The sequence below is a fragment of the Paraburkholderia suaedae genome (assembly GCF_040812055.1).
Taxonomy (GTDB): Bacteria; Pseudomonadota; Gammaproteobacteria; order Burkholderiales; family Burkholderiaceae; genus Paraburkholderia.
In genome coordinates this window covers 177,260-198,357 of the sequence record NZ_JBFOAH010000012.1, presented here as the reverse complement: position 1 = coordinate 198,357, position 21,098 = coordinate 177,260, and the positions used below count along the sequence as shown (strand labels likewise).

Sequence of the window (21,098 nt, the reverse complement as noted above, 5' to 3'; positions counted from 1 at the left end):
CCGCGCTCGGTGGAAATCGTACATGGCGAAAATGTCTATGTGTGCATCCCGGTTCATGTGCAGCGGGAGTTGAGCCGTCGAAACGGCTTCTCGCACGCAACTGCTCGACTATCGCTGTGCCCCTGAGCTCAAAGCGGCGCGCATCAGTTCGCCCGATTGAGGTCTGCAGTGAGCAAAGGTGTGCGCGTTTGGACGCGACGACGCGAGAAGACGATGCGGCCTGCGGCAGCTAGCGGTGCATCCACCGCGATGCTGGATGCCGTTTCGGGACCCGTCGCGGCAGCGTGCCTTGAGTGCATGGGCTTGTGCGGGGTCCGCAACGCAATCGCATCATGCGTTGCCCGCGCTCGAACGCATGCTCGCACGAGTCGGCATCGCGAGACGGGGCGTGCAGCCCCGCAGCAAGTCCGCAGTCACGCGATCAGAATTTCCGGCCCATGGGCGGTAATCGCCTTGCCGAGCGCTCGCTCGGGCGCCAGTTCGGTCACCAGGTAGCGCGCCGCCTCGATCCCGTTGATCCGCACCGGCGTGACGCGTCCGAATTTCGAATGATCGGCGACGATCACCACGGTGTCGGCGGCGGCGATCATGCGACCGCGTACTTCGGCCGCCATGCGGCTGTAGTCGGTCAGATAGCCGTCCGGCGAGATCCCGCCGGCGCCGATGAACGCGAAGTCCGCGTGATACTGCGTGAGTTGCTGGACCGTGTCGAGCCCGAATGTGGCGTCTTCGATGTCCGACAGCTCGCCGCCCAGCAGCGTCACGCGGTTGTCGTTGCGTCTGCCGAGCAGCAGCGCGATGCGCCAGTCGTTCGTGTAGACCACCAGACGATGCCGGTCGAGCAGCGCCCGCGCCACGGCCTGCGTGGTGCTGCCCGAATCGATGATGAGCGACGCGCCGTCCGGCACGAACTCGGCTGCGCGCTCGCCGATCGCACGCTTCGCGCCGGCGTTGGCCGCTTCGCGCGTATCGAGGTCCGGCTCGCGACGGTCGCTCGACAGCGCGCCGCCGTGCGTCGTGACGAGTAGTCCGCGCACGGCGAGCGCGTTCAGGTCGCGACGGATGGTCTCCCGCGACACCTTCAGTTCGCGCACCAGTTCGGCGACCGAAAGCGCGCCGGTCTTCGCGACTTGCGCCAGGATGTATTGGTGACGTTGTTCTGCGAGCATTGACGGCTTTTCCTTCATCATCCGGCGAGACGCTTGTCACGCGAGACGTTTCTTGATTCAACGCCCTTTAGTTTAGATAAGGGCTTTTTGCATCCGCGATTTCCGCAGGGAGAGGCATCTGCGGGCATCTGCAAATCACTCAACTTTAGACGTTGGCGCAGCTTTTTCACTCATTCGCTGAAAACCTCGCCGGTCGTGCAATTGGGTGCAAGCCGCGAAACAGCTGAAGCTCGATACCCACATGGTTCGGGGCATCCCCGTGCCTTCGTCTCGAAGCGACCACATCGCGGCGCAGTTGAACCTACCGATGCGAGCCGGCCGTCGACGGCCCGATGCGTGAGCAGAAGCGTGAAGAGTGGCAAAGCATCCGGGCGCGCCGCGAAGCTGGCGACGACCTCGTTCTCACGCGCATCGAACCGCCTGTAGCGGCGTTGACGCCGGAATCATACACGGTGCGAAAACTGTGTGAGGATTTCGTCACGGACCACATTGAACGGCACCGCGATGCTCTATGCGCCTCGCACTTCCGGTCTGCGCATCATGACAAGGATCGCCGCGATTGCACACTTGCCAGCCGCGTCGATTACGCGAAAACGGGTGCTCGAGTTGCCAGATAGGAGCGTCAGACATCACGCAAGCGCAGAGTGGCGGGCTTGTGCCGGTGGTTCGCCGGTCGCGTTGCCATGCGCGAGTCTGCATTGCAGGAATTACAGGTTGGCGGTGTAGTCACTACAGTGCGAGCGGATCTCGTCGACGTCATACGTTTAGAAGGTTCGTCGCCGCGATCGTCTCGATCGTCCTTGCCGGACGTCGAAAAACGGGCGGGAGTCGACAGCGATCACCGACGCCGGCGATGCTTTCGGCAAGCGCGGCGTGAGGCGCCTGCGCTTGACGATGCATCCTCGCTCGATCTGAACGAGCACGCCATAACAATGCGTCCACGAATACCGCGACACTGTCGGGAATCCATCGGCCCTTTTCCATAGTATTTCCCTTTTACCCCAACGACTCCGCCGTCGATACCTCACTGCATGCGTCAGTGGCCGCTGGACCGAGACCCCACGCCGACGCTCTATCGGTTTCGCCAATGCTCAACGTAGCGGAGCAGAGCACTGTCCAGTGTGGGCAGAATCGCTCCGCGGTGACTCCTCAGTACGCTGTAGGCCGGCCTCGCAGCGCCATGATTCATATCTTTCACCGGGCGCGCTTGCACGAGCGCCGCGTTCATGTGCGCAATGGCCGCGGCCTGCAGTGCCACGCTCGCCCGTGTGACGGCCCCGAGGTTGCTGAGATGGAGAATTCCGGTTTCCGCGTCGATAAGAAAATCCAGACAGGCATGTACCAGATCCGGCACATACGTCAGCGATACGGTCACATCCGCCTCGGCGATAAACGGCAAATCGCGAGACAACGCATCAAGCGCCCGGAACAGCAGGTTGTCGTTGTCCCACGGCCCGAACAAAGCGCCCGTGCGAACCACGAGCGCCTGCGGACACACACAGAGCACTCGCCGCTCGGTTTCAGCCATGCTGCTGCCGTAGCGGTTAAGCGGAGCCGCGCCGTCGGTCTCGCAATACGGTTGCGCGCGTAGACCGTCGAAGACGAAGTGGGACGAGAACGTTAGATACTGGGCTTGTCGCGCGGCACAGGCTCGCGCAAGTCTCGTCGTTCCGATCATGGTGCCCCAGAGATGGTGTTCGGCGCAGCGCTCGGCTTCGTCGACGTCGATGGCGTCGGTTGCATTCACAACGGCCCAGGCGGATTCCCGTCGAATCAGTTGCTGAACAGCTTCGCCGTCCGTCAGGGCGATGTCGTCGAGCCGCACTGCCCTGTGCTTCAGATCGCGCTGCTCGCAGATTTGCGCGAAGGCACGGCTGAGTGCGCCGTTGCCAATGATGACGATGGGCGCGGCTGCACGGGTCGCAATCTGCACCGGGCGAGGTCGCGAAGCGGTGCCGTGTGCATCGTGCTGCACCGGCTCGCAGAAAAAGCGCCCCGGCCGACGCCACCAACCCGTGCCATGCAGCGCCGGATGCATCGCGGGACGGCCGGCGGCGAGATCGCGCATCAGACGACCGATTGCCGTCTCTCGCGGCTCGGCAGCACGAACGTCGAACGCGCCCACCTCGTAGTACCCGCGCTCGTCCGTGACGAGGCAATTCCAGTCGTACGATCCGAGCAATGCCCAGACCGTCACGGCGCGCACGTCCACGCCTTGCTCGCGTGCATCGTTGGCGTCCGTCCATATCTCATGGAGCCAACGCATCTGATCCTGGCGTGTCGAGTCCGTGTGAGCCTCAGTGACCGCAATGGTACGGTGATAGCGCTGCCATGCTTCGTCGATGAGTGTCTTGATGCCAGACGGCGGAACCGCTAGCGCACGCGCTGCTTCTATATCAGCCAGACGATAACCGTGCCACTCGCAATGATAGGCGCACGGATACTTGTCCAGCCGATCGTCCAGCCACCGCGCGCTCGTGATGTAGTAATTAAGTCCGATGATGTCGGGAGGACAGGGATTGTCGGCAAACCATAGAACTTCATCGGATGGAATGCCTGCGTCGATGAAGTACTTCCACAAAGAGTGGCCCGGCACGACTGTTCCGCAGAGCAGGTCCCATGTAAGCCAGCGCCGTTCATTGTAGAACTCGACCAGCTTGCGCATCGCAGGGCTGCCTTCTGTCTTACCCAGGTCGTCAGTCTGGACGAGTTTTGCCTCCGGATTGACTTTCCGCACTTCACGCATTGCGTACACGGTGGCCTTGCACTGGTTGATCAGTACCTGCAGATAAGTGCGGTCGTCTCTTCCATGCGGGTGCCAAACGCCGTAGAGCCCGCTAAAACGCGCCGTCGTGTTCGGCTCGTTCACCGGCGTGTAGTACTCGAGCCAGGGGTAGCGTTGCGCGAGCACGCCGGCGTATCGGGCGAGACCTCTGGCGAAATCGGCGTCGAGGAGCCCGCCCGGCAAGGGCCCACTGCCGTGATGAAGCAACCCGGCAATAGGCTGCACGCCAAGATCGCGCAATTCGGGCAGGCGCGCGTCAAGCCACCACCATTGGGCATGTTCGATACCGGCCGGCGCCGTTCTCTCCCACAGTGCCGGATAACGTAAAGCCCGTATGCCCAGGGAGGCGAAACGCTTCAGATCGGTTGCGCGTGTTGCATGTCCATTACGCTCCAGCTGACTAAAAACTTGGTCGCCAACGCGATTGAGCGTGCATTCCACCCCACCCCACAATGCCAACCGCTCTTCCATGGGCCTATACCTTTTTGCTGCCGGCGCTCGTTGCGCCGAATGCGCGACCTGCTCGCGTCCGAGCACTATTCGTGCCCCAACCAGGTGCTGGCTTTTTGGGAGTCCTCAACGGAACTCGGGAATGGTGATTGCGCAGGCAAGCGCAACGAGCCCAGATTTCGAATGATGGTGAAGCACAGCAGCACGGTCGACACCGGTGGTATCTCGCATGGCTATATGCGAACCAGTGCAAGAGCATCGCTGAGAAAGCCGCTATTGCTCCGACTACGAGTACTTGTGTAGTGCGTCCAGTCGGCTCGGATCGGAGTGCGACTCGCGTGGCAAGCCGCGAGCAGTTCATTACGGAGGCTATCCCTTGTCTTATCTGGAAGCTCAACAAATGGGGCGAGTCGCCAGTGCGAGCGCCCCCGCCACCGTCGTTCGTGAACGTCTGTACCCGAACAGGGCGACAGCACCATCCGGTTTGCCGCGGACCGTTCTGTGTCTTTCGCACTTGCGCTGGGACTTCGTGTATCAGCGGCCGCAGCACTTGCTCTCGCGCATCGCGAAACATACTGAAGTGCTTTTTTTCGAGGAGCCAGGACGCAGCGAGCGGCCCGAGGCATGGCTCGAGGTGCGAACTACCGAGGAAGGCATTCGCGTCCTGACGCCTTGCCTTCCCGCTGGCCGCACCGCGGAACAGGACGAAGCGGCGCAGCGTGTACTACTCGACCAATACCTTGCCAGCGCCGACGTGCGAGATCTTGGACTGTGGTACTACTCGCCGATGGCGCTTGCCTTCACCGGTCACCTGCACGCGCGACTGGTCGTGTATGACTGCATGGACGAGTTGTCGGCGTTCAAGATGGCCCCGCCGCAGATCGCGCAACGAGAAGCCGCGCTGATGCGCAAAGCGAACGTCATATTCACCGGCGGTCGAAGCCTGTATGAAGCCAAGCGCGGGCTTCATCCTAACGTCCATGCGTTTCCCAGCAGTGTCGACATCGGTCACTTTGCAGGCGCTCTTAAAGCGTCGCCCGAACCGTCCGACCAGGCCGGCATAGCGCGACCTCGCCTCGGGTTCTACGGCGTGCTCGACGAACGCTTCGATGCACCGTTGATCGGCGGGCTGGCCGCAGCCAGACCCGACTGGCAATTCATCATGCTCGGACCCGTCGTCAAGATCGAGCTGACTGACCTGCCTCGAGCCGACAACATTCATTACCTGGGTCAGAAAGCGTATGCGGACCTGCCGCGCTACCTGGCAAGTTGGGACGTCGCACTCATGCCGTTCGCCCTAAATGAGGCAACCCGCTATATCAGCCCGACCAAGACCCCGGAGTATCTTGCCGCCGGCCGTCCGGTCGTATCGACGCCGATCACCGATGTCGTGTCGCGCTATGGCGACAGCGGCGTTGTGCGTATCGCTCGTAACGCGGCCGAATTCGAGCGCAGTATTGAAGCTGCGTTGGTCGACGCGGCAGACCGGGCCGCCTTTCTCGCCCGCGTCGAAACAGTGCTCGCGGGAATGTCGTGGGACAACACTTGCGCGGCAATGCTGGCCGAGGTGGAGAAATGCGCGTTCTCCACAATTTAGGACAACGATCAGACCGTAGCCAGGACGGAAACGCAACCGCGCCGGAGCCTGCAAGGTTCAAGTCGAAGGGCTTCGATTATTTGATAGTAGGGGCGGGCTTCTCCGGTAGCGTCATGGCCGAAAGGCTCGCGCGGCAATACGGTCGACGTGTACTGATCGTCGACCGGCGTTCCCATATAGGCGGCAATGCCTACGACGAGTACAACCGCGACGGCCTTCTCGTACACCGCTATGGCCCACACATTTTCCATACTAACGCGCAACGGGTCGTCGATTACCTGTCGCGCTTCACCCAGTGGCGCCCCTATAGCCACCGGGTACTCGCGTCCGTCGATGGGATGCTGTTGCCGGTGCCCATCAACCTGACGACGCTCAACCGCCTGTATTCGCTCGCGCTCTCGCCGCAGCAGGCAGAGGCGTTCCTGACCGAGCGCGCTGAACCCGTCACGGAGATCCGTACGTCCGAGGACGTCGTTGTCAGCAAGGTTGGCCGGGAACTGTATGAAAAGTTCTTTCGGGGCTATACGCGCAAACAGTGGGGCCTGGATCCGTCGGAGCTCGATCGCTGCGTCACGTCGAGAGTACCGATACGCACCACCACGGACGACCGGTATTTCACCGACACGTTCCAATGTATGCCGCTGGAAGGCTATACGCGTATGTTCGAAAAGATGCTCGCGCATCCGAACATCAAGATCATGCTGAACACCGAGTACAAGGAAATCCGCGATGAGGTCCGCTATTCCAACCTCATCTACACGGGCCCCATAGACGAGTACTTCGAGCATTGCCTCGGTAAGCTTCCGTACCGCTCACTGATATTCGAGCATGCAACGCTCGAGCAGGAGCGCTTCCAGTCAGCCGCCGTCGTCAACTATCCGTCTGCGGACGTGTGCCATACGCGCATTACGGAATACAAGTACCTGACCGGGCAGCAGCATGCCCTCACAAGTATTACTCGCGAGTATCCGAGCGAGCACGGCGATCCGTATTATCCGATTCCGCAGCCGGCCAACGCTGAACTGTTCAAGCGTTATCAGGCGCTGGCCGACGCTCGTCCGGAGGTGACGTTTGCGGGAAGGCTAGGAACTTACCGTTACTACAACATGGACCAGGTGGTCGCGCAGGCGCTGACTATCGTGGAGCGGATCGCCGAACGGGAGGCATTGAAGGCGACGGCCTAGACGCTATCCGTGACGATCGCGTGGCTGTACCGTGCGACGCGCTGGCGGGCTTGTACGCTTCCTTGCTGCGGCTAGGCGCGCATTTCCCGGGTGCAGCAGTGCTTCATGACGAGAGCGGAGATGGAACGCTGCTATCAGGAGACGTGCTTCAGGTGACGCCCGAGCGCTCGCACGTATCGTTAATGTATAGTTATCCGAATTATTTTACAGTGTCGGCCGCTTGCGTCAAGGCGATCGGCATGGCGCTGGAGAACTTGCGCTACGACAGCGTGTATGGCAGCTTCGAGCACGCGGAGCTCCGCGGCGACGCCACGCAAGCTGTCAGAACATCAGTTGAACGTTATCTTGCGCTGCTCGATGGCCGTTTTCCGGAAACGCATTGCGTACGGCTTTATTCCGGATGGCGTGACGCGTCGATCGCGCCACAGATGTTCACGACGATTCCAGCAAACTATCGCATCCACCGGTTGAATTCGCCGGCCCGACCCGCCGGCCGCTCATCGGCGGTGGACCGGCAGCTAACAGCGGGCGGATCACAATGTTCACTTCCGGAAAGATGCCGCAGACCGGCTGTTGGCTTCGCTTGACGTAGGCTTTACAACGGAAGGCCGTCAGCCAAGGCGCCTACGTTATTCTGCGAGCATCCTGTAAATGGCCGGAAACCGGCACGCTGGGATTTCGCCACGATTTGAGAGGGCCGCTGTATCGTATTAGGCCCGACATCGCAACGCTACTGCGGCGCGCCCGTCTGCTCGTTACCTGCTAACCTGAGCCCTGGCCGCGCGCCGATATCCGGTCGATGCGCGTCGATGCCCGTCGATCTCTGTCGATCCTGCTGCTCCGTCAACCGAACATCCAATGCCGCCACTGCTTCGCCGTCTACTGCTGCTGTTGCACGCGCTGCGCTACGGCGCGCGCCTGATCTGGCTGGCCGCGCCGCCCGGGCGCAAACTCCACTGGATGGTCGAACTGCTCGGCCGTATGCATGCATCGGGGCGCAGCGTCGACAACCTGCACGGTCTGCTGCCGACGCTCGGACCGCTCGCAACCCGCTTCGCGCAGACGCTCGCGCAACGCCCTGAACTCGCGAGCGCGACCTTGCACGACGCAATCGACGCGGTCGATCACATGGAGGCGCCGCTGCCGCCGCGCGAATCCGCGGCGGCGCTGGCGCGCGCGTTCGGCATTCCGCTCGACACGCTGTTCAGCGCAGTCGACCTGGTGCCGGTGCGCAGCGGCTTTGCCGAACAGACGCATTTCGCACGGCTGCTGACGCCCATCAAAGGGCATCGCGAAGTGGCGATCAAACTGGTGCGCGCGGAGCAGCTTCGGCAGATCGGCGACGAACTGGCGCTTTTGCGCTGGGTCGCACGCTGGTTGGAAAAGCTATCGGGCACGGCGCGTCGCCTGCAACTGCGCGCGCTCGCGCAGACCTTCACCGACGACATTCTGCGCCGCTTCGACCTGCGCGCGGAAGCGGCCAACCTGAGCCAGACCGGCCATCATTTCGACGGCGACGCGCGCCTCGTCGTGCCGGACGTGATATGGGAGCTGTGCACTCATTACACGCTGACGATGCAGCGCATCAACACCTTGCCGGCGACCGACCTGGCCGGCCTCCACGGGCATCATGTGAAGCTCGCGCCGCTCGCCGCGCATATCGTCGAAGTCGTTTCCGAGCAGGCGTTCGAGCATGGCTTCTTCCACGCCACGCTGGACGCGCGCCGCGTGCGCGTGAGCATCGAGCGGGACACGCTCGGGCGCCTCGTGCTCGCGGAATTTTCGGTCATGTCGACACTGTCCACTGCCGAGCGCGAGTTCTTCGTGCACGGCGCGAGCGCGCTGTTCGAGCAGGACTACGGGCGCCTTGCCGAGATGCATCGCGATGCGGGGCACGTGTCGGCCGACACTCGCGCCGAAATGCTCGAAGCGGAGTTGCGCACGCGCGCCGAAGCCCATTTCGCGGCCGTGCCGGCGGATCGCTCCGCGGGCTCGCTGTTTCATCATCTGCTGCACGCCGTGCATCCGTTCGACGGCGCGGTGCCCGCCGGCCTCGCCACCGCGCAGCGCTCGTTCCAACAGGCCGAGACGCTTGCGCGTGTGCTGCATCCGGGCGTCGACACATGGAACATTGCGCGTCGCGTGATCGCGGACATTGCGCAACGCGACATCGACCATCGCGGCTGGATCAAGCGCATCTCGCGCGAGTTGCCGCATCTCGCGCATATGCTGCCGCGCGTACCGCAACTGGCGGTTCGCTATTTGCAAGCCGAACACGAGCGCGCGCGTACGCCGCAACAAAACGCGCAGTTGATCGCGGAGATCGGGCGCGAGTACCGCCGCACGCGGATGTTGCTGTGGGCCTGTGCGGTATGCGGCGGGCTGCTAGGCGCGGGGACGATGCTGCTGATCCGGTGATGAGTGAGCGCTACCGGTAGAACCACCTGCCGCACGGCCGTTCGCTGCCGCGCGATATATTGCAGCTTCGAACAAGACAGGCCACGCGCGTCCGGCCAGGATGGCGGCTTTCCACGCCATCCTTTTTTCGATGCTCGCTTCGCTCATTGCCGCTGTGTTCGTCGTGCTGTGGTCGACCGGTTTCGTGGTTGCCCGCGCGATCACTCCCTACGCCGATCCCAACCTCTTCCTGCTAGCGCGGTTTGGCGGCACCGCGTTGGTTTTCGCGCTCGCCGCGATAGTCGCACGCTCGGCTTGGCCCACAGGCCGCAGCCTGGGCAAGCACCTGGCGGCGGGCGCGCTCCTGCAAGGCATCTATCTGGGCGCCGGCTACTGGGCCGTCGCGCAAGGCATGAGCGCGGGCGTGATGGCCTTGCTCGGCGCGCTGCAGCCGCTCGCCACAGCCGCCGCCGCAGCGCCGCTGTTCGGCGAGCGCCTGTCGCGACGCGGCTGGACCGGCATGGCGCTAGGCCTCGCAGGCGTGGTGCTGGTGCTCGAGCCGAAGCTCGCGGCGGCCGCGCCGCCGACGGCGCATGGCAATGCGCCCGGGTGGCTGGTCGTGGTCATCTCGGTCGCCGCGGTCGCGTCGATCACGGCGGGCACGCTGTTTCAGAAGACCTCGCTCGCGAAGGCCGATATCCGCAGCGCGAGCGCTGTGCAAAATGTCGGCGCAGCGCTCGTCGCGGCGGTGCTTGCTCTGGCGCTCGGCGAGCATCGCTGGATCGGGTCGGCCACCTTGTGGGCCTCGCTCGCGTGGGGCATCGCGATGCTTTCGGGCATCAGCGTCACGTTGCTGGTGTGGATGGTCAGGCGCGGCGATGCGGCGCGCGCCACCGCGCTGATGTTCCTCGCGCCGCCACTCGCAGCGCTCGAAGGCTATGCCGGCTTCGGCGAAACGCTGCTGCCGGTGCAGATCGCGGGGTTCGCCGTCGCGCTGACGGGCGTGCTGCTCGCGCGCTCATGAAGTTGCCAGCGAGGACGCTCGCCAACGCTCATGCCCGCATCCGTCAAGCGTCTCGCCGAACGCGGACTCAATCGGCGGTGTCCGCGGCCTCCGGCACTTTCGCGCGCGCCTTGCTGCCGGGTACCGGCGCCCATGCGGGCCGGCCTTTGCGCTGCGAGTCCACCACAACGATGTAACGCCCCGCCCAAGGCATGATCTGCCGGTCACTTTTCAACACCCAGAGCGATTTTCCCGAGTCGATCAGCGCCGAGTATTCGGCATCGAGAATGCCGTAGTGGTCGAGAAAGGTATTGAGCGACGCGGGTATCCGCACGCAGCCTTTCGAGTGGCGGATGCCCAGGAGCGGTTCGAGCCGGTCGGGGTCGGTCGCATGCATCTGCAAGCGCATCTGCGACATGCCGCCTTTGCCCCACCCGCGTTCGCCCTGCGCCCAGCCGAGGTCGAAGATCCGCATATCGCGCTTGCCGTAGCCACGAATGTGGTTCTCGTTCTGCGTGCCCTCGGAACGGAAATCCATGTTGCTGGGCGTATGTTCGAAGACGCCGAGCGGCGTGATGAAATGGTCGTATTCCCCAGGCCGGCCGGTCGACACCGGCGATGCGCCAATCATCTGCCAGTTGTCGGCCGGCGCGGCGCGGAAGAAAAGAAACAGCGCCTGCACGTTCGCGCTGCGATCGACCAGCGCGACGTACTCGCCCGACAGATTGCCAAGCGTGTCGGCAGTGAGCGCCGTTTCCAGACGATTGGCATAAGCTCGCTGTTCGCCTGCCGGCACTTTCAACCGCCGCGTGACGGTTTGCGCGAACACCTCGCTCAGGATAAACGCACGGCGCGGATCGACGACGCCCGCCGCGTCGGGCGCGGCGACCGCCGACGCGTTGACCGTAGCTGCGGGCCCGTCCGCCCCGCCCTGCCCGCCTGCCGGCGCCGCGGGCCCGTTACCTGGCGCTGCCACGGCGCAGGCGCACGAAATCGCACAGACACTTGTGGCAACAGCGCGCGCAGCAAAACGAAATACAGCCACGGCGTGTGCGCCCCCCCTGCGGGTGGCACGGGCAACGCAAGCAGTGCGCGCGAACCGCGGCTCGCAGAACTCGCAGCGAAGTTGCCACAAGCCCGCTTTGTCGCACCGATGAGCTACCGGAGTGGAAGTCAGGCGGTCCGATACAAGCTGGCCAAGCCGATCTGGGTAGTTCATGCGTATTAGAGCAAACTTGATTTTTTATTGACTGCTCGCCCGGTTATGCGGCGCTCGGAACGAGAATGTTACTAAGCAGTTCACTTCCTGTCGATCTAGTTCGCGATGATTCATACGTCGCGTCATAAACTTCGGGCTTATTGGATAAGCCGCACGGGAGTTTTAAAGAACGTATATAAGTGTTAAAGCGCATCCGGGCGATAAATCGCCGATGCTGAATCAGCTTGCGTTGCTGGTTAAACTGCGTCGCCTGCCCGCGCTCGCGACATCGTTGATCATCCTATCGGCGCACGAGCGTTGATCGGTGAGAATGCGCAAGCAGAGCAATCAAATCATCACACAACACGACGCCATCGCGTTCAGGAGCGCATCGCAATGAACGCAGGTCACCGCCGCGCTTTATGCCGAATGAGAGCAGCTCGCCGCCGAAAAAAGACGCTTCGATAGTTACAACGCATATTTCGTCGCAATACGGTTGCCTTACGAAAACCAGAAAGACGCAGCCTGTACGTAGCAGGCGTTCAGCTTTTTTGCGCGGACAATAATCGCGCGCTCGACATGAAACCGCACGCCTATGCGATGCTCGCCACCCCGGATAACAGCGACGTGTTATTCAGGGACTAACGGACACAGGATTTCATGCTCGTCAATATCGAGACGCAGCCGATGATTGCGCAGTATGCGGTGGCTGGCGGGGGGGCAAGCCTGATGACCCGCAGCAAGCATGCGGCGGAGTGGCTCTATCATGGCGATGCGCAGCGGCGTAGTGCCGAGCGCCGACCTAAAGAGGAAGAAGCGCCGGCTGCGCACGTTCGCGAACGCACTTGCCGCATTCGAGACGCTGGCGCACAAGGCGCCGACCGCCGGCCACGAAATGCCGGCTCGGCCGCGCGCCGGTGAACACATGAACCGCATCCGCTGCGACGTGACCGGTGACTTCCTTCGCAAGCTTGCCACCAACGCCGAGCGCGGGAACGTTATGCACGACATGACGCGTCGCAAGCGGACGTGGTCGTACTGCCCGGTGCGGGCGAGCACGAGCATAAACAGAACGCCACGCAACCAACGCCGAGGCAAGCCCGACAAGCCTGCGGGGCGTCCACTCGCTAGTCGAAACGCATCCCCGCCACAGGCGCTTCGGCGGGATGGCCCGAGGCCGGCTACTGTGCAGGCGGTTCGTCGGTGAACAGATCGGCGCTCGCTTCGAGCGCCTGACCGCCGAGGTGCTTGCCATGAATCTGCCGCGCGATTACCTCGCCGACATACGGGACGTCGGCGTCCAGTTCGGCTATCGCGTACGCGCCCGGCTTGCCGGCGTCGATCACCTCGACGTTTTTCGCGTAGTGCCCGAGCTCATGCTTGAGGAAGTCCAACACTTGCTGCTCGCTGCACGACTGCGAAATGTTGCGCACGATGAGGTTCATACGGCCTACCCTCGACGCGCGTCGTGGCTCATGCGTCGATCCCCGGTCTCAATGCGCGCCGGGCGCAGCGCCGCACGTTGTTTCGCCTGCGTTGCGGCGAGTTCGCGGAGCACTGCAACACCGCCTGCGCCTAAAGCAATCAATGACAGGTAGAAGGCAATCATCTGAAACTCCTCTGCGAATCCATGCATGTTCAGATACTCAGGAATAACCGCATTCGGTAATAGCGCCGCCCCAACGGTAGGGTAACAGCCGGCTGAAAAACCGCCGTCAATGCACTGTACCTGAATACCCGCTAGTGCCCACAGCAAATCGTCAGTTCATTTCAAGACGGCGCATCGCGCGCCTCGGCGATCCTGCACGACCGCGCGAGCAAGACGGCTACGAGGGCGACAGCGAGCGTCCGACAGAGCGGCGCAGGCGAAGCGCCGGCTCACGCGCCGCCGCATCGCTTCGTAGCACAGGTTAGAGACGCGGGAAATTCCGAACTGCCGCCGCTACCCGCATGGTCCCTCGGCAAATGCGCCGCTAGTTCGCCGCTCGCGCCTGCAAGGCGCGAATCCGGCCAAGCGCCTGCGTATTCGACACGGTCGCATCGTACATTTGCGCGAGGTCCGCCTTCAGTGCGGTGCGTGACCCGCCGTCGAGATAAACCATGTGCCCCGATGGATAAAAGCGCGCCGACAGGTTCTGCCGGACCTGCTGACTGAGCAGCGGCATCTGCTGTAGGTCGAGCACGGTCTGATAGAACGGCGTCACGTAGTCGAAGAAGCCGTTCGCCGACAGCACCTTCAGATCGGGATTGAGCGCCATCACCGCGGCAAGATCGCCGGCGGTGTAGAGAATGATGTTGCCTTTGGAGTCGAGCCCTTTCTGTGCGCCGGTGGGATCGATGTGACCGAAGTCCCAGTACTTGAACGCCTGATCGTTCAGGTCCGTGAACGACGAAGTCGACGTGTATTTCAACTGCTCGTTCAGATACACGTTCCACATCGTCGTGTACACACCGGTCACCGCCGTCATGGTCGGATCGTTGCCGCCGGAGTTCGGGTCGATCTTGCCGGCAATGCCGGTGTCGATCGCCGTCACGCGACCGTCGTACTCACCGAGCGCGAGGCCTTGCGACTTCAGCAGCGTGGTCAGGAACAGCGAATTGCCCCGGCTGTCGTAGGCCGCGATGTCCAGGCTCCACGCAAGCAGGCTGGTTTTGTCGATGCCGGTGTACTCGCTCAGCTTTTCGACGGTCGCCGAATCGGTGGTGGGAAACTTGCGCAGCGCCGCCAGATAATCGGTGCGCGCGAACTGCGCGACTTCCTCGGCGAACGCGCCCAGATCGGCCGGCCGCGGCGCGATGCCGAGTTTCTTGTGATACCACGCGTCCGCGGCTGCGGTGGGCAGCGTGCCGACCGGGTTGCCGGATTGCGTGTAATCGAGAATCGACGATTGCAGCGTGATGCCGTTCAGATCGACGCCATCTTCGTGCAAGCGATACGCCAGCACGCAACTGCGCGCCGTCCCATACGATTCGCCGAACAGATACTTTGGCGAATTCCAGCGATTGTTTTTGGTCAGGAAACGCTTGATGAACTGCTTGATGGAGTCGGCGTCCTGGTCGACGCCCCAGAAGTCGCGATTCTTCTTCGGCGCGATGGCTGCCGAGTAGCCGGTGCCGACGGGATTGATGAACACCAGGTCGCTGCGGTCCAGCAGGCTGTCCGGGTTGTCTTCTATCGAATATGGCGCGGGCGGCGTGAAGCCCGGCATCGACGTCTTGATGCGGCGCGGCGCGAACGAGCCCAACAGCACGAAGACGGCCGACGATCCCGGGCCGCCGTTATAGAAGAACGTCAGCGGGCGGGTTTCCTCCTTCTGGTTGTCCTGCGTGAACGCGACGTAGAACATCCGCGCTGCCGGCTGCGAACTGCTCGGGTCGACGATGACCAGGTGACCGGCCGTCGCCGTGTAGTTGATCTTGTGGCCGCCGATGGTGACCGAATGATGCGTGAGCGCGGCGGTCTCGTCGACTGCGGTGACGGAATCGTCCGGCCCGTTGCCATAGGCGACTGGATCGAAGAACGGTTGATCGCCGGCTTGATGCGCGGCGCCGGAAGCGGCCGGAGCAGCCCGGGTGGCCGAAGCATGAGAATTGTGCGGCGACTGCGGACTAACGGAAGCTGACTCGGTGTTCGTCATGATCGCTCCATGGGTTCGTTCACGTCTTGTGGGCCGCCCTCAAAGGGACTTCCTTCTGGCGTCCCTACGATACACGTTGCAGGGCGCCGCCAATGAGACTTCCTTCGGCATCGCACAGCGACAACTGCAGGGCCTGAGTTCCAGACCTGACCTGCAGACTATAGTGCCGCCGCCACTTTCTGACCATTGGGACTGCCGAGCCCCGTGCAGGCATCCCAGCCCGCGGCCGCCGCGAAACTGCCGTTGTTGCCCTGTGTGATGTCGTTGCACGCGGCCGGCGTCTTGTACAGCTTCGGGTTGATGAAGCCGGCGGGCTGCCCCTTCGCCGCGTTGATGCGCGCGATGAGTGCCGCCCACAGCGGCGCGACCGCGCTGGTGCCGCCCACCACCGTCTGCGTGCCGTCGATCAGCACACTGTAGCCAGTGACAGGCGACGCGTCGCCCGCCACGTCCGGCACGCCGCGCCCGCCCAGCGGCTTCCTGCCGCCGCCCAGCGCGGTGGCCGACAAGCCGTTCTGCCACGTCGGCACCGGAAACGCCCGGCTCACGCCGCCGCCGCTGGCGCCACCCTGTGCGCCGTCGTTCCACACCACCTCATGCTCGATCGACGTGCCCGACGCGGCCAGGCTCGTGCCGCCGCACGCCAGCACATACGGGCTCGAGGCGGGAAAGTCGACCTGATCGCCACCGACCGCGCCATCGCTGGAACCGCTGTCCCCCGATGCCGCGCAGACCGTCACGCCCAGCGCCGCCGCGCTCTGCAACACACTGTTGAACGCCTTCAGCGACTGACTGGTCCAGCTCGATTCCGGCGCGCCCCAGCTGATCGAAATCACCGACGGCTTGTTGACTGTGTCGTGCACCGCCCGGCTCACGGCGTCGATGAAACCGGCGTCGCTGTTCTGCGTGAAATACACCGCGATGGTCGAGGCAGGCGCAATCGCGCCGACGATCTCGATGTCGAGCGTCACCTCGCCGTCCGGCCCGTTCGGGTCTCCGCTCGGGTGATTGCCGCCTTGGTCGACGCCGACCGACTTCACCGTGGGCGAAGCTACGCCGAGGCTCGCGAAATAGGACTTGAGATCGGCGGCGTTGTAGCCGCCGCCGAGTTCGATGATGCCGACGCATTGCCCGCCGCCGTCGCCTTGCGGAAACTGGTAAAGGGCCGCGAGCTGCGGCGGCGTGAACGACGCCTGCTGCCCGCGAGACGGCACGAACGGCGGCCGGATGCGAAAGTGCGGCCGCGCCTGGGGCCGGTTGTCGAGTCCGAGCACCGCTTCCACCACGCCGTGCAGGTCGTCCGGCACGCTGATCGTGCCGGTGCGCCCCCGAAACTGCCCGGCCGAGTGGTGCTGGAACTGCTCGAGCTTGACCTCGAACGCACTCTGAAATTGCCCGATGGTGCCGCTTAGCAAAACCGAGCGCGCCGCGAGGTCCTCGTGGACCACCGTCAGTCCATGCGCGGCGGCGAAAGCCTTCACCCTGGCGACGTCGTCCGGTGAGGCGCCGTACTCTTTGGCGAGCGCCTCTCGCGACAGCGGCTTGACGTTCGGGTCGCCGGCTTCGATCCGGCTAATCAGCGCATCGAACTGCGCCTGCTGCTGGCGGCGCAGCATCACAAACACTTCGATGCGCTGCGCCGGGTCGCACTGTCCAACCACCTTTGAACCTTGTTCGACGGTTCGCTCGCTTCCCGGCAACGGGTGCTTGTTGACCATGGTTTCGACTCTCCTGTTAACGTGACCGCGCGGGCCGCAACTTGCAGCCGGAGCACGTCACGGACCTGCACGAGCGCCGCAGAGCAACACCTGGCCCCCTACGGCGGCAGCGCGCTGTTCAAGAAACGCGTCAAGCGTCCGACCCAAGCATTCGACCACAGTTCCGGGACACGTGGCAGTTATCCGAATGGCTAACGCTGCCGCGCCTCGATGCCGACGCGCGTCGCTCGCGCTATGATGCTGCAGCGGCAATCCAGCCGTTACATCGCCTCGCGCGCCCGGCGCGCACGATTCAGAAGCAGAGGAACCCATGTCAATTTCGATGTATCAAGCATCCGTGCCCGTGCTGATTCGCGGACTCACGAACCTGCAAGCCATCCTGGGCAAGGCCGAAGCGCATGCCGCCGCAAAGCAGATCGATCCCTCGGTGTTCACCAGCGCCCGGCTCGCGCCGGACATGCTGCCGCTGGTGCGCCAGGTCTATATCGCGAGCGACACCGCGAAGGGTTGCGCCGCGCGTCTGGCCGGGGTCGAAGCGCCCGCATACGAAGATGTCGAACAGACTTTCGAAGAACTGCAGGCCCGCCTTCAAAAGACGATTGATTACCTGAAGGAATTCAATGCGACGCAGATCGACGGCTCGGAAGAGCGCACGATCACGCTGAAATTGCGCAGCGGCCCGGTCGAGTTCACGGGTCTGTCCTATCTGCTCGGTTTCGTGCTGCCGAATTTTTATTTTCATGTGACGACGGCCTACGACATTCTGCGTCACAACGGCGTCGAGATCGGCAAACTCGACTACCTGGGCGGCATCAAGTAAAGACCTGCGTGCGGGGCGGCAGGCGCGGGCGCAACCGCATTGACCGCCACGCCGGCCAGTGTCGGCGCCACTCGGCGCCGCCGGCAATGGCGTGGGCCGCGTCTCCTGGACGGCCTGCGGCAAGACGATCGCGACCGCCTCGTACGCCCCGCTGCAAAATTATCGAGGAGCCTACGCGCCGCGCGCAGAAGCCAACCAGGTGAACGGCATGCCAGAGCCGCGCCGCATCGAAACGGCGCGTGCCTGCGGCCAGGCTTCAGTCCAGCGAGAGCCGCAGCGCGAAGCCGATCAGCGCGGCCGAGAACGTCCAACGCTGCAACGTCTGCGCAAGAGGATGGGCGCGCATCCAGGCGGCAATCCGCGCGGCGCCGATCGCATACATCACGTCGAAGCACGCGCCGATAGCAAGCAGCACCAGGCCGAGTTCGACCATCTGCAACGCAACCGGCCCCGCCTCGGTCCGCACGAATTGCGGCAACAGCACCGAGCAGAACAGCAGCGCTTTCGGGTTGAGCAAATTCGTCAGCAAGCCTTTGACGAAGGCCGTCCGTAGCGGATGCCGGCCGTCATTCGCAGCGAGCGCCGCGGCGCCGCTCTCGGGCAGCGCGAACACCGGCGAGCGGAAAATCTGAATGCCGATCCACGCCAGATACACCGCGCCGCCATAGCGTACGACGTCGTAGAGCCAGGGTGCATTGCGCAACAGCGCCGCCACGCCGCAGGCGGAGAGCGTCACATGCGTCGCGCGCGCCAAGCCCAGGCCCCCGGCGGCCGCGAAGCCATTGCGCATGCCGCGTCCGATACTCGTTTGCAGCACCAGCGCCATATCCGGGCCGGGCACCGCATAAACTACCAGCAACGCAGCGACATACACGGCGAGCAGGTGCGCGGAAATCATCGAAGTCTCCTGTTTTGAAGGCTCTATCTTGCCCTCAGAGACGGAGAGTTTTCTGGCGAATATCAGTTCGTCAAGCCTCTTGCGTGGAGGAATACGCTAAGATCTAGCATTATCACGATGGCTTCCGCCAAACAGCGGCAGCCGCCCAAAGCCATGACGTCCGACCTCGACAGAACCGACCGCGCAATCCTCGCCGCGCTGCAAAACGACGGCCGCATGTCGAATGCCCGGCTGGCCGAAACGGTCGGCCTCAGCGAGACTCCTTGCGCGCGCCGCCTCAAGCGCCTGGAAAACGAAGGCTACATCGATCAATACCGGGCAGTGCTGTCGCGCTCCGCCCTCGGCTTTGGCGTAGTCGCGTTCGTCTATGTGCGCTTTGCCGTGCACGACCGCACGGTGGCCACGCGCTTCGAGCGCGAAGTGCAGGCGATCCCGCGCATTCTCGCGTGCCACAACGTGTCGGGCAGTGCCGATTACATCCTGCAGGTGGTGGCCCGCGACCTCGACGACTACGGCACGTTCATGCGCGATGAAATGCGCGGTCTGCCGGGCGTGACATCGGTGGAGTCGGCCTTGTCGCTGCATGAGGTGAAGGCCAACGGCGGCTTGCCGCTGTCCTGAGCGCGAACATGGCATAGTCCACTCTTTGCCACGGCGCGAGCCGACCCGAAGAACACGGAGTTTTCATGGACGACGAAAAGGCGCGAGCCGAAGAAACCGCCGCGATGGAGCGGGTATTGACCGCGACGCAACGTGTGCAGTCGGCGTTTGCGTCGCTGCAATCGCAATTCCCGCCCGCCGGCAGCGGCAAGCCTTCCCAGTTCGCGTTGCAGACGTTCGATGCGGCGTTGCAGGAACTGGAAGACGCGCAGGCGGCGTTCGACGAATTGCTCGGCGATCTACTCGACGGCAATCGTTGAGGCGCAGCCGGGCGATGGTCGCGTCACCGTCTGTTGCATCGCCGCTTATGCGTCACGGCCCGTTGCATCCGAAGGGCGTTCGGCAAAGCGTGGCCAGCGCAGTTCGCGCTTTTTTCCGCAACGGCGGCGCGGGTCATCGCAGGCAAGAATGCTTCGTTCAATGAACCCGCTGGCTCGTGACCGCAGCCGCGCGGTACCGTTTTAGTTTGCCGGCACACTGCAGCAAGCCGCGTGCGCTCATTAACACGCTTGCGTTTCGATCACCGGTTCACAGTGGATCGGAAAATTGACCGAGTTCGCGATATAGCATTTCTCGTGCGCCACATGATGCAGTTGCGCAGCCCGTTCCGCATCGCCCCCGGCCCGAATGACGACGTGCGGGCGAAGCACGATCTGTGAAAAACGGCCTTGCTGCCGCGTGTCGAGCATGGTGCCTTCGGCATTGTCGCGATAGTCGAGCACCACGATGCCGGCGTCCGCACAAAGATGGAGATACCAGAGCTTGTGGCACGCGCAAGCGGAAGCGACCAGCAGGTCTTCCGGATTCCATCGATTCGCGTCGCCGAGAAACGCCGCATCCGACGAGCCGGCAATGGCGGGCTTGCCCCCGGCCGTGATCGTATGATCCCGGCTGTAGTCGCGGTATCCCGAGGTGCCGGTGCCAAGGTTGCCCGTCCACTGCACCGATACCTGGTATGTGTGCTCGCCGTATGCCATGCCCCTCTCCATGTTGTCGAACCAGGCCCGGACCCGATTGCCGGGACATGCATTCTATACTCGGCGATGCGCAAGCTGCATGCGAGCGTGGCCAATCTCCTAGCGAGGCGGCGCGGCCCTGCCGGTCACGTTCGGTGCGCGCGGATCGGGGTTCATATAGAGGGCCGTGCCGTTCGCCCGCATCGTGTTGAGCGCCGGGCCCGAGCCGATGCTGCCCGTCGCGCCTGCCGAGGTTCCGGTACCGGGCATTGGCGCGGGACTCACATGCAAACCCGTTCCCGGGGAAGCGCCCGAATTGTTTGAACTGCCCGGCTGCGCGCCGGGCAACCCGCCGCCCGCGTTGTTGGGCTGCTGCGCATCAGCCGCCCCCGCCGCGCCAAGCATCAGCGCCGCCACGAGCGCCGACATCGTCATTGCGATACTGCCGGTTACGATTTTCATCATGCACTCACCACATCGTTGAACTGCGTTGCGCGCGACGCCCGCAATGCGGACCGCTCAAACATATGACGTCGCGTTGGGTGCTTCGTTCAAGTGCGACGGGGTGCGCGGAGCGGACGGCACATCGCATTGACGCCCGCAGCAAGCCGAGCCGCAGGGCGGC

At 63.5% G+C, this 21,098-nt stretch carries 20 protein-coding genes; 10 read left to right on the top strand and 10 right to left on the bottom strand.

Going from position 1 to position 21,098, the window contains the following annotated elements; translation table 11 throughout:
• Positions 1-413: 413 nt before the first annotated feature.
• Positions 414-1,169 (bottom strand): DeoR/GlpR family DNA-binding transcription regulator, encoded by a 756-nt coding sequence (locus tag ABQJ48_RS18415; protein ID WP_367839433.1) that lies wholly within the window; start codon positions 1,167-1,169, stop codon positions 414-416.
• A gap of 332 nt (positions 1,170-1,501) precedes the next feature.
• Here ABQJ48_RS18415 and ABQJ48_RS18410 point away from each other — a divergent pair, with 332 nt between their 5' ends.
• The gene (locus ABQJ48_RS18410; protein ID WP_367839432.1) at positions 1,502-1,786 is read left to right on the top strand and encodes a hypothetical protein; all 285 of its coding nucleotides are present in this window, start codon (positions 1,502-1,504) and stop codon (positions 1,784-1,786) included.
• Between the two features lie 455 nt (positions 1,787-2,241).
• On the opposite strand, the gene ABQJ48_RS18405 is transcribed toward ABQJ48_RS18410, so the two are convergent.
• On the bottom strand, positions 2,242-4,425 hold the full coding sequence (locus ABQJ48_RS18405) for a family 1 glycosylhydrolase (protein WP_367839431.1): 2,184 nt from the start codon (positions 4,423-4,425) through the stop codon (positions 2,242-2,244).
• A 355-nt stretch (positions 4,426-4,780) separates the two neighbouring features.
• Here ABQJ48_RS18405 and ABQJ48_RS18400 point away from each other — a divergent pair, with 355 nt between their 5' ends.
• The 5 genes from ABQJ48_RS18400 to ABQJ48_RS18380 all read left to right on the top strand — a co-directional run bounded on the left by ABQJ48_RS18400 (position 4,781) and on the right by ABQJ48_RS18380 (position 10,606).
• Positions 4,781-6,001 (top strand): glycosyltransferase family 1 protein, encoded by a 1,221-nt coding sequence (locus ABQJ48_RS18400; protein ID WP_367839430.1) that lies wholly within the window; start codon positions 4,781-4,783, stop codon positions 5,999-6,001.
• Positions 5,980-7,185, top strand: a complete 1,206-nt coding sequence (glf, locus tag ABQJ48_RS18395) for a UDP-galactopyranose mutase (protein ID WP_473094152.1) — start codon at positions 5,980-5,982, stop codon at positions 7,183-7,185. The genes ABQJ48_RS18400 and glf overlap by 22 nt, the downstream gene beginning before the upstream one ends.
• A gap of 239 nt (positions 7,186-7,424) precedes the next feature.
• Positions 7,425-7,772: a hypothetical protein gene (locus ABQJ48_RS18390; protein WP_367839428.1), complete on the top strand. Its 348-nt coding sequence runs from the start codon at positions 7,425-7,427 to the stop codon at positions 7,770-7,772.
• A gap of 271 nt (positions 7,773-8,043) precedes the next feature.
• Complete coding sequence (locus tag ABQJ48_RS18385) at positions 8,044-9,603, top strand: ABC1 kinase family protein (protein WP_367839427.1); 1,560 nt, start codon at positions 8,044-8,046, stop codon at positions 9,601-9,603.
• 130 nt (positions 9,604-9,733) lie between these two features.
• Complete coding sequence (locus ABQJ48_RS18380; protein ID WP_367839426.1) at positions 9,734-10,606, top strand: DMT family transporter; 873 nt, start codon at positions 9,734-9,736, stop codon at positions 10,604-10,606.
• 67 nt (positions 10,607-10,673) lie between these two features.
• Here ABQJ48_RS18380 and ABQJ48_RS18375 read toward each other — a convergent pair whose 3' ends face one another.
• A complete protein-coding gene (locus tag ABQJ48_RS18375) occupies positions 10,674-11,804 on the bottom strand; it encodes a L,D-transpeptidase (RefSeq protein ID WP_473094151.1) in 1,131 nt (376 codons plus the stop codon).
• Positions 11,805-12,443: 639 nt separating this feature from the next.
• Between ABQJ48_RS18375 and ABQJ48_RS18370 the strand changes: the two genes are divergently transcribed.
• Positions 12,444-12,704, top strand: coding sequence for a hypothetical protein (locus ABQJ48_RS18370; protein WP_367839424.1), 261 nt, complete (start codon positions 12,444-12,446; stop codon positions 12,702-12,704).
• Positions 12,705-12,964: 260 nt separating this feature from the next.
• On the opposite strand, the gene ABQJ48_RS18365 is transcribed toward ABQJ48_RS18370, so the two are convergent.
• The 4 genes from ABQJ48_RS18365 to ABQJ48_RS18350 all read right to left on the bottom strand — a co-directional run bounded on the left by ABQJ48_RS18365 (position 12,965) and on the right by ABQJ48_RS18350 (position 17,139).
• Entirely contained in the window at positions 12,965-13,228 is a 264-nt protein-coding gene (locus tag ABQJ48_RS18365; RefSeq protein ID WP_367839423.1) for an RNA-binding protein, read from the bottom strand.
• A 5-nt stretch (positions 13,229-13,233) separates the two neighbouring features.
• Entirely contained in the window at positions 13,234-13,392 is a 159-nt protein-coding gene (locus ABQJ48_RS18360; RefSeq protein WP_367839422.1) for a hypothetical protein, read from the bottom strand.
• A gap of 364 nt (positions 13,393-13,756) precedes the next feature.
• Complete coding sequence (locus tag ABQJ48_RS18355; protein ID WP_367839421.1) at positions 13,757-15,421, bottom strand: S10 family peptidase; 1,665 nt, start codon at positions 15,419-15,421, stop codon at positions 13,757-13,759.
• Between the two features lie 158 nt (positions 15,422-15,579).
• Positions 15,580-17,139: a S53 family peptidase gene (locus tag ABQJ48_RS18350; RefSeq protein ID WP_367839420.1), complete on the bottom strand. Its 1,560-nt coding sequence runs from the start codon at positions 17,137-17,139 to the stop codon at positions 15,580-15,582.
• A gap of 310 nt (positions 17,140-17,449) precedes the next feature.
• Between ABQJ48_RS18350 and ABQJ48_RS18345 the strand changes: the two genes are divergently transcribed.
• Positions 17,450-17,959 carry a DUF1993 domain-containing protein gene (locus ABQJ48_RS18345; RefSeq protein WP_367839419.1) on the top strand — a complete coding sequence of 170 codons (510 nt, stop codon included), beginning with the start codon at positions 17,450-17,452 and terminating at the stop codon, positions 17,957-17,959.
• 256 nt (positions 17,960-18,215) lie between these two features.
• Here the strand turns inward: ABQJ48_RS18345 and ABQJ48_RS18340 are convergent, their stop codons facing one another.
• The gene (locus ABQJ48_RS18340) at positions 18,216-18,857 is read right to left on the bottom strand and encodes a LysE family translocator (RefSeq protein ID WP_367839418.1); all 642 of its coding nucleotides are present in this window, start codon (positions 18,855-18,857) and stop codon (positions 18,216-18,218) included.
• Between the two features lie 153 nt (positions 18,858-19,010).
• Here ABQJ48_RS18340 and ABQJ48_RS18335 point away from each other — a divergent pair, with 153 nt between their 5' ends.
• Positions 19,011-19,478 (top strand): Lrp/AsnC family transcriptional regulator, encoded by a 468-nt coding sequence (locus ABQJ48_RS18335; protein ID WP_367839447.1) that lies wholly within the window; start codon positions 19,011-19,013, stop codon positions 19,476-19,478.
• 65 nt (positions 19,479-19,543) lie between these two features.
• Positions 19,544-19,777 carry a hypothetical protein gene (locus ABQJ48_RS18330; RefSeq protein WP_367839417.1) on the top strand — a complete coding sequence of 78 codons (234 nt, stop codon included), beginning with the start codon at positions 19,544-19,546 and terminating at the stop codon, positions 19,775-19,777.
• Between the two features lie 240 nt (positions 19,778-20,017).
• Here ABQJ48_RS18330 and ABQJ48_RS18325 read toward each other — a convergent pair whose 3' ends face one another.
• Positions 20,018-20,494 carry an OsmC family protein gene (locus tag ABQJ48_RS18325; RefSeq protein ID WP_367839416.1) on the bottom strand — a complete coding sequence of 159 codons (477 nt, stop codon included), beginning with the start codon at positions 20,492-20,494 and terminating at the stop codon, positions 20,018-20,020.
• Positions 20,495-20,593: 99 nt separating this feature from the next.
• The gene (locus tag ABQJ48_RS18320; protein ID WP_367839415.1) at positions 20,594-20,938 is read right to left on the bottom strand and encodes a hypothetical protein; all 345 of its coding nucleotides are present in this window, start codon (positions 20,936-20,938) and stop codon (positions 20,594-20,596) included.
• Between the last annotated feature and the right edge of the window lie 160 nt (positions 20,939-21,098).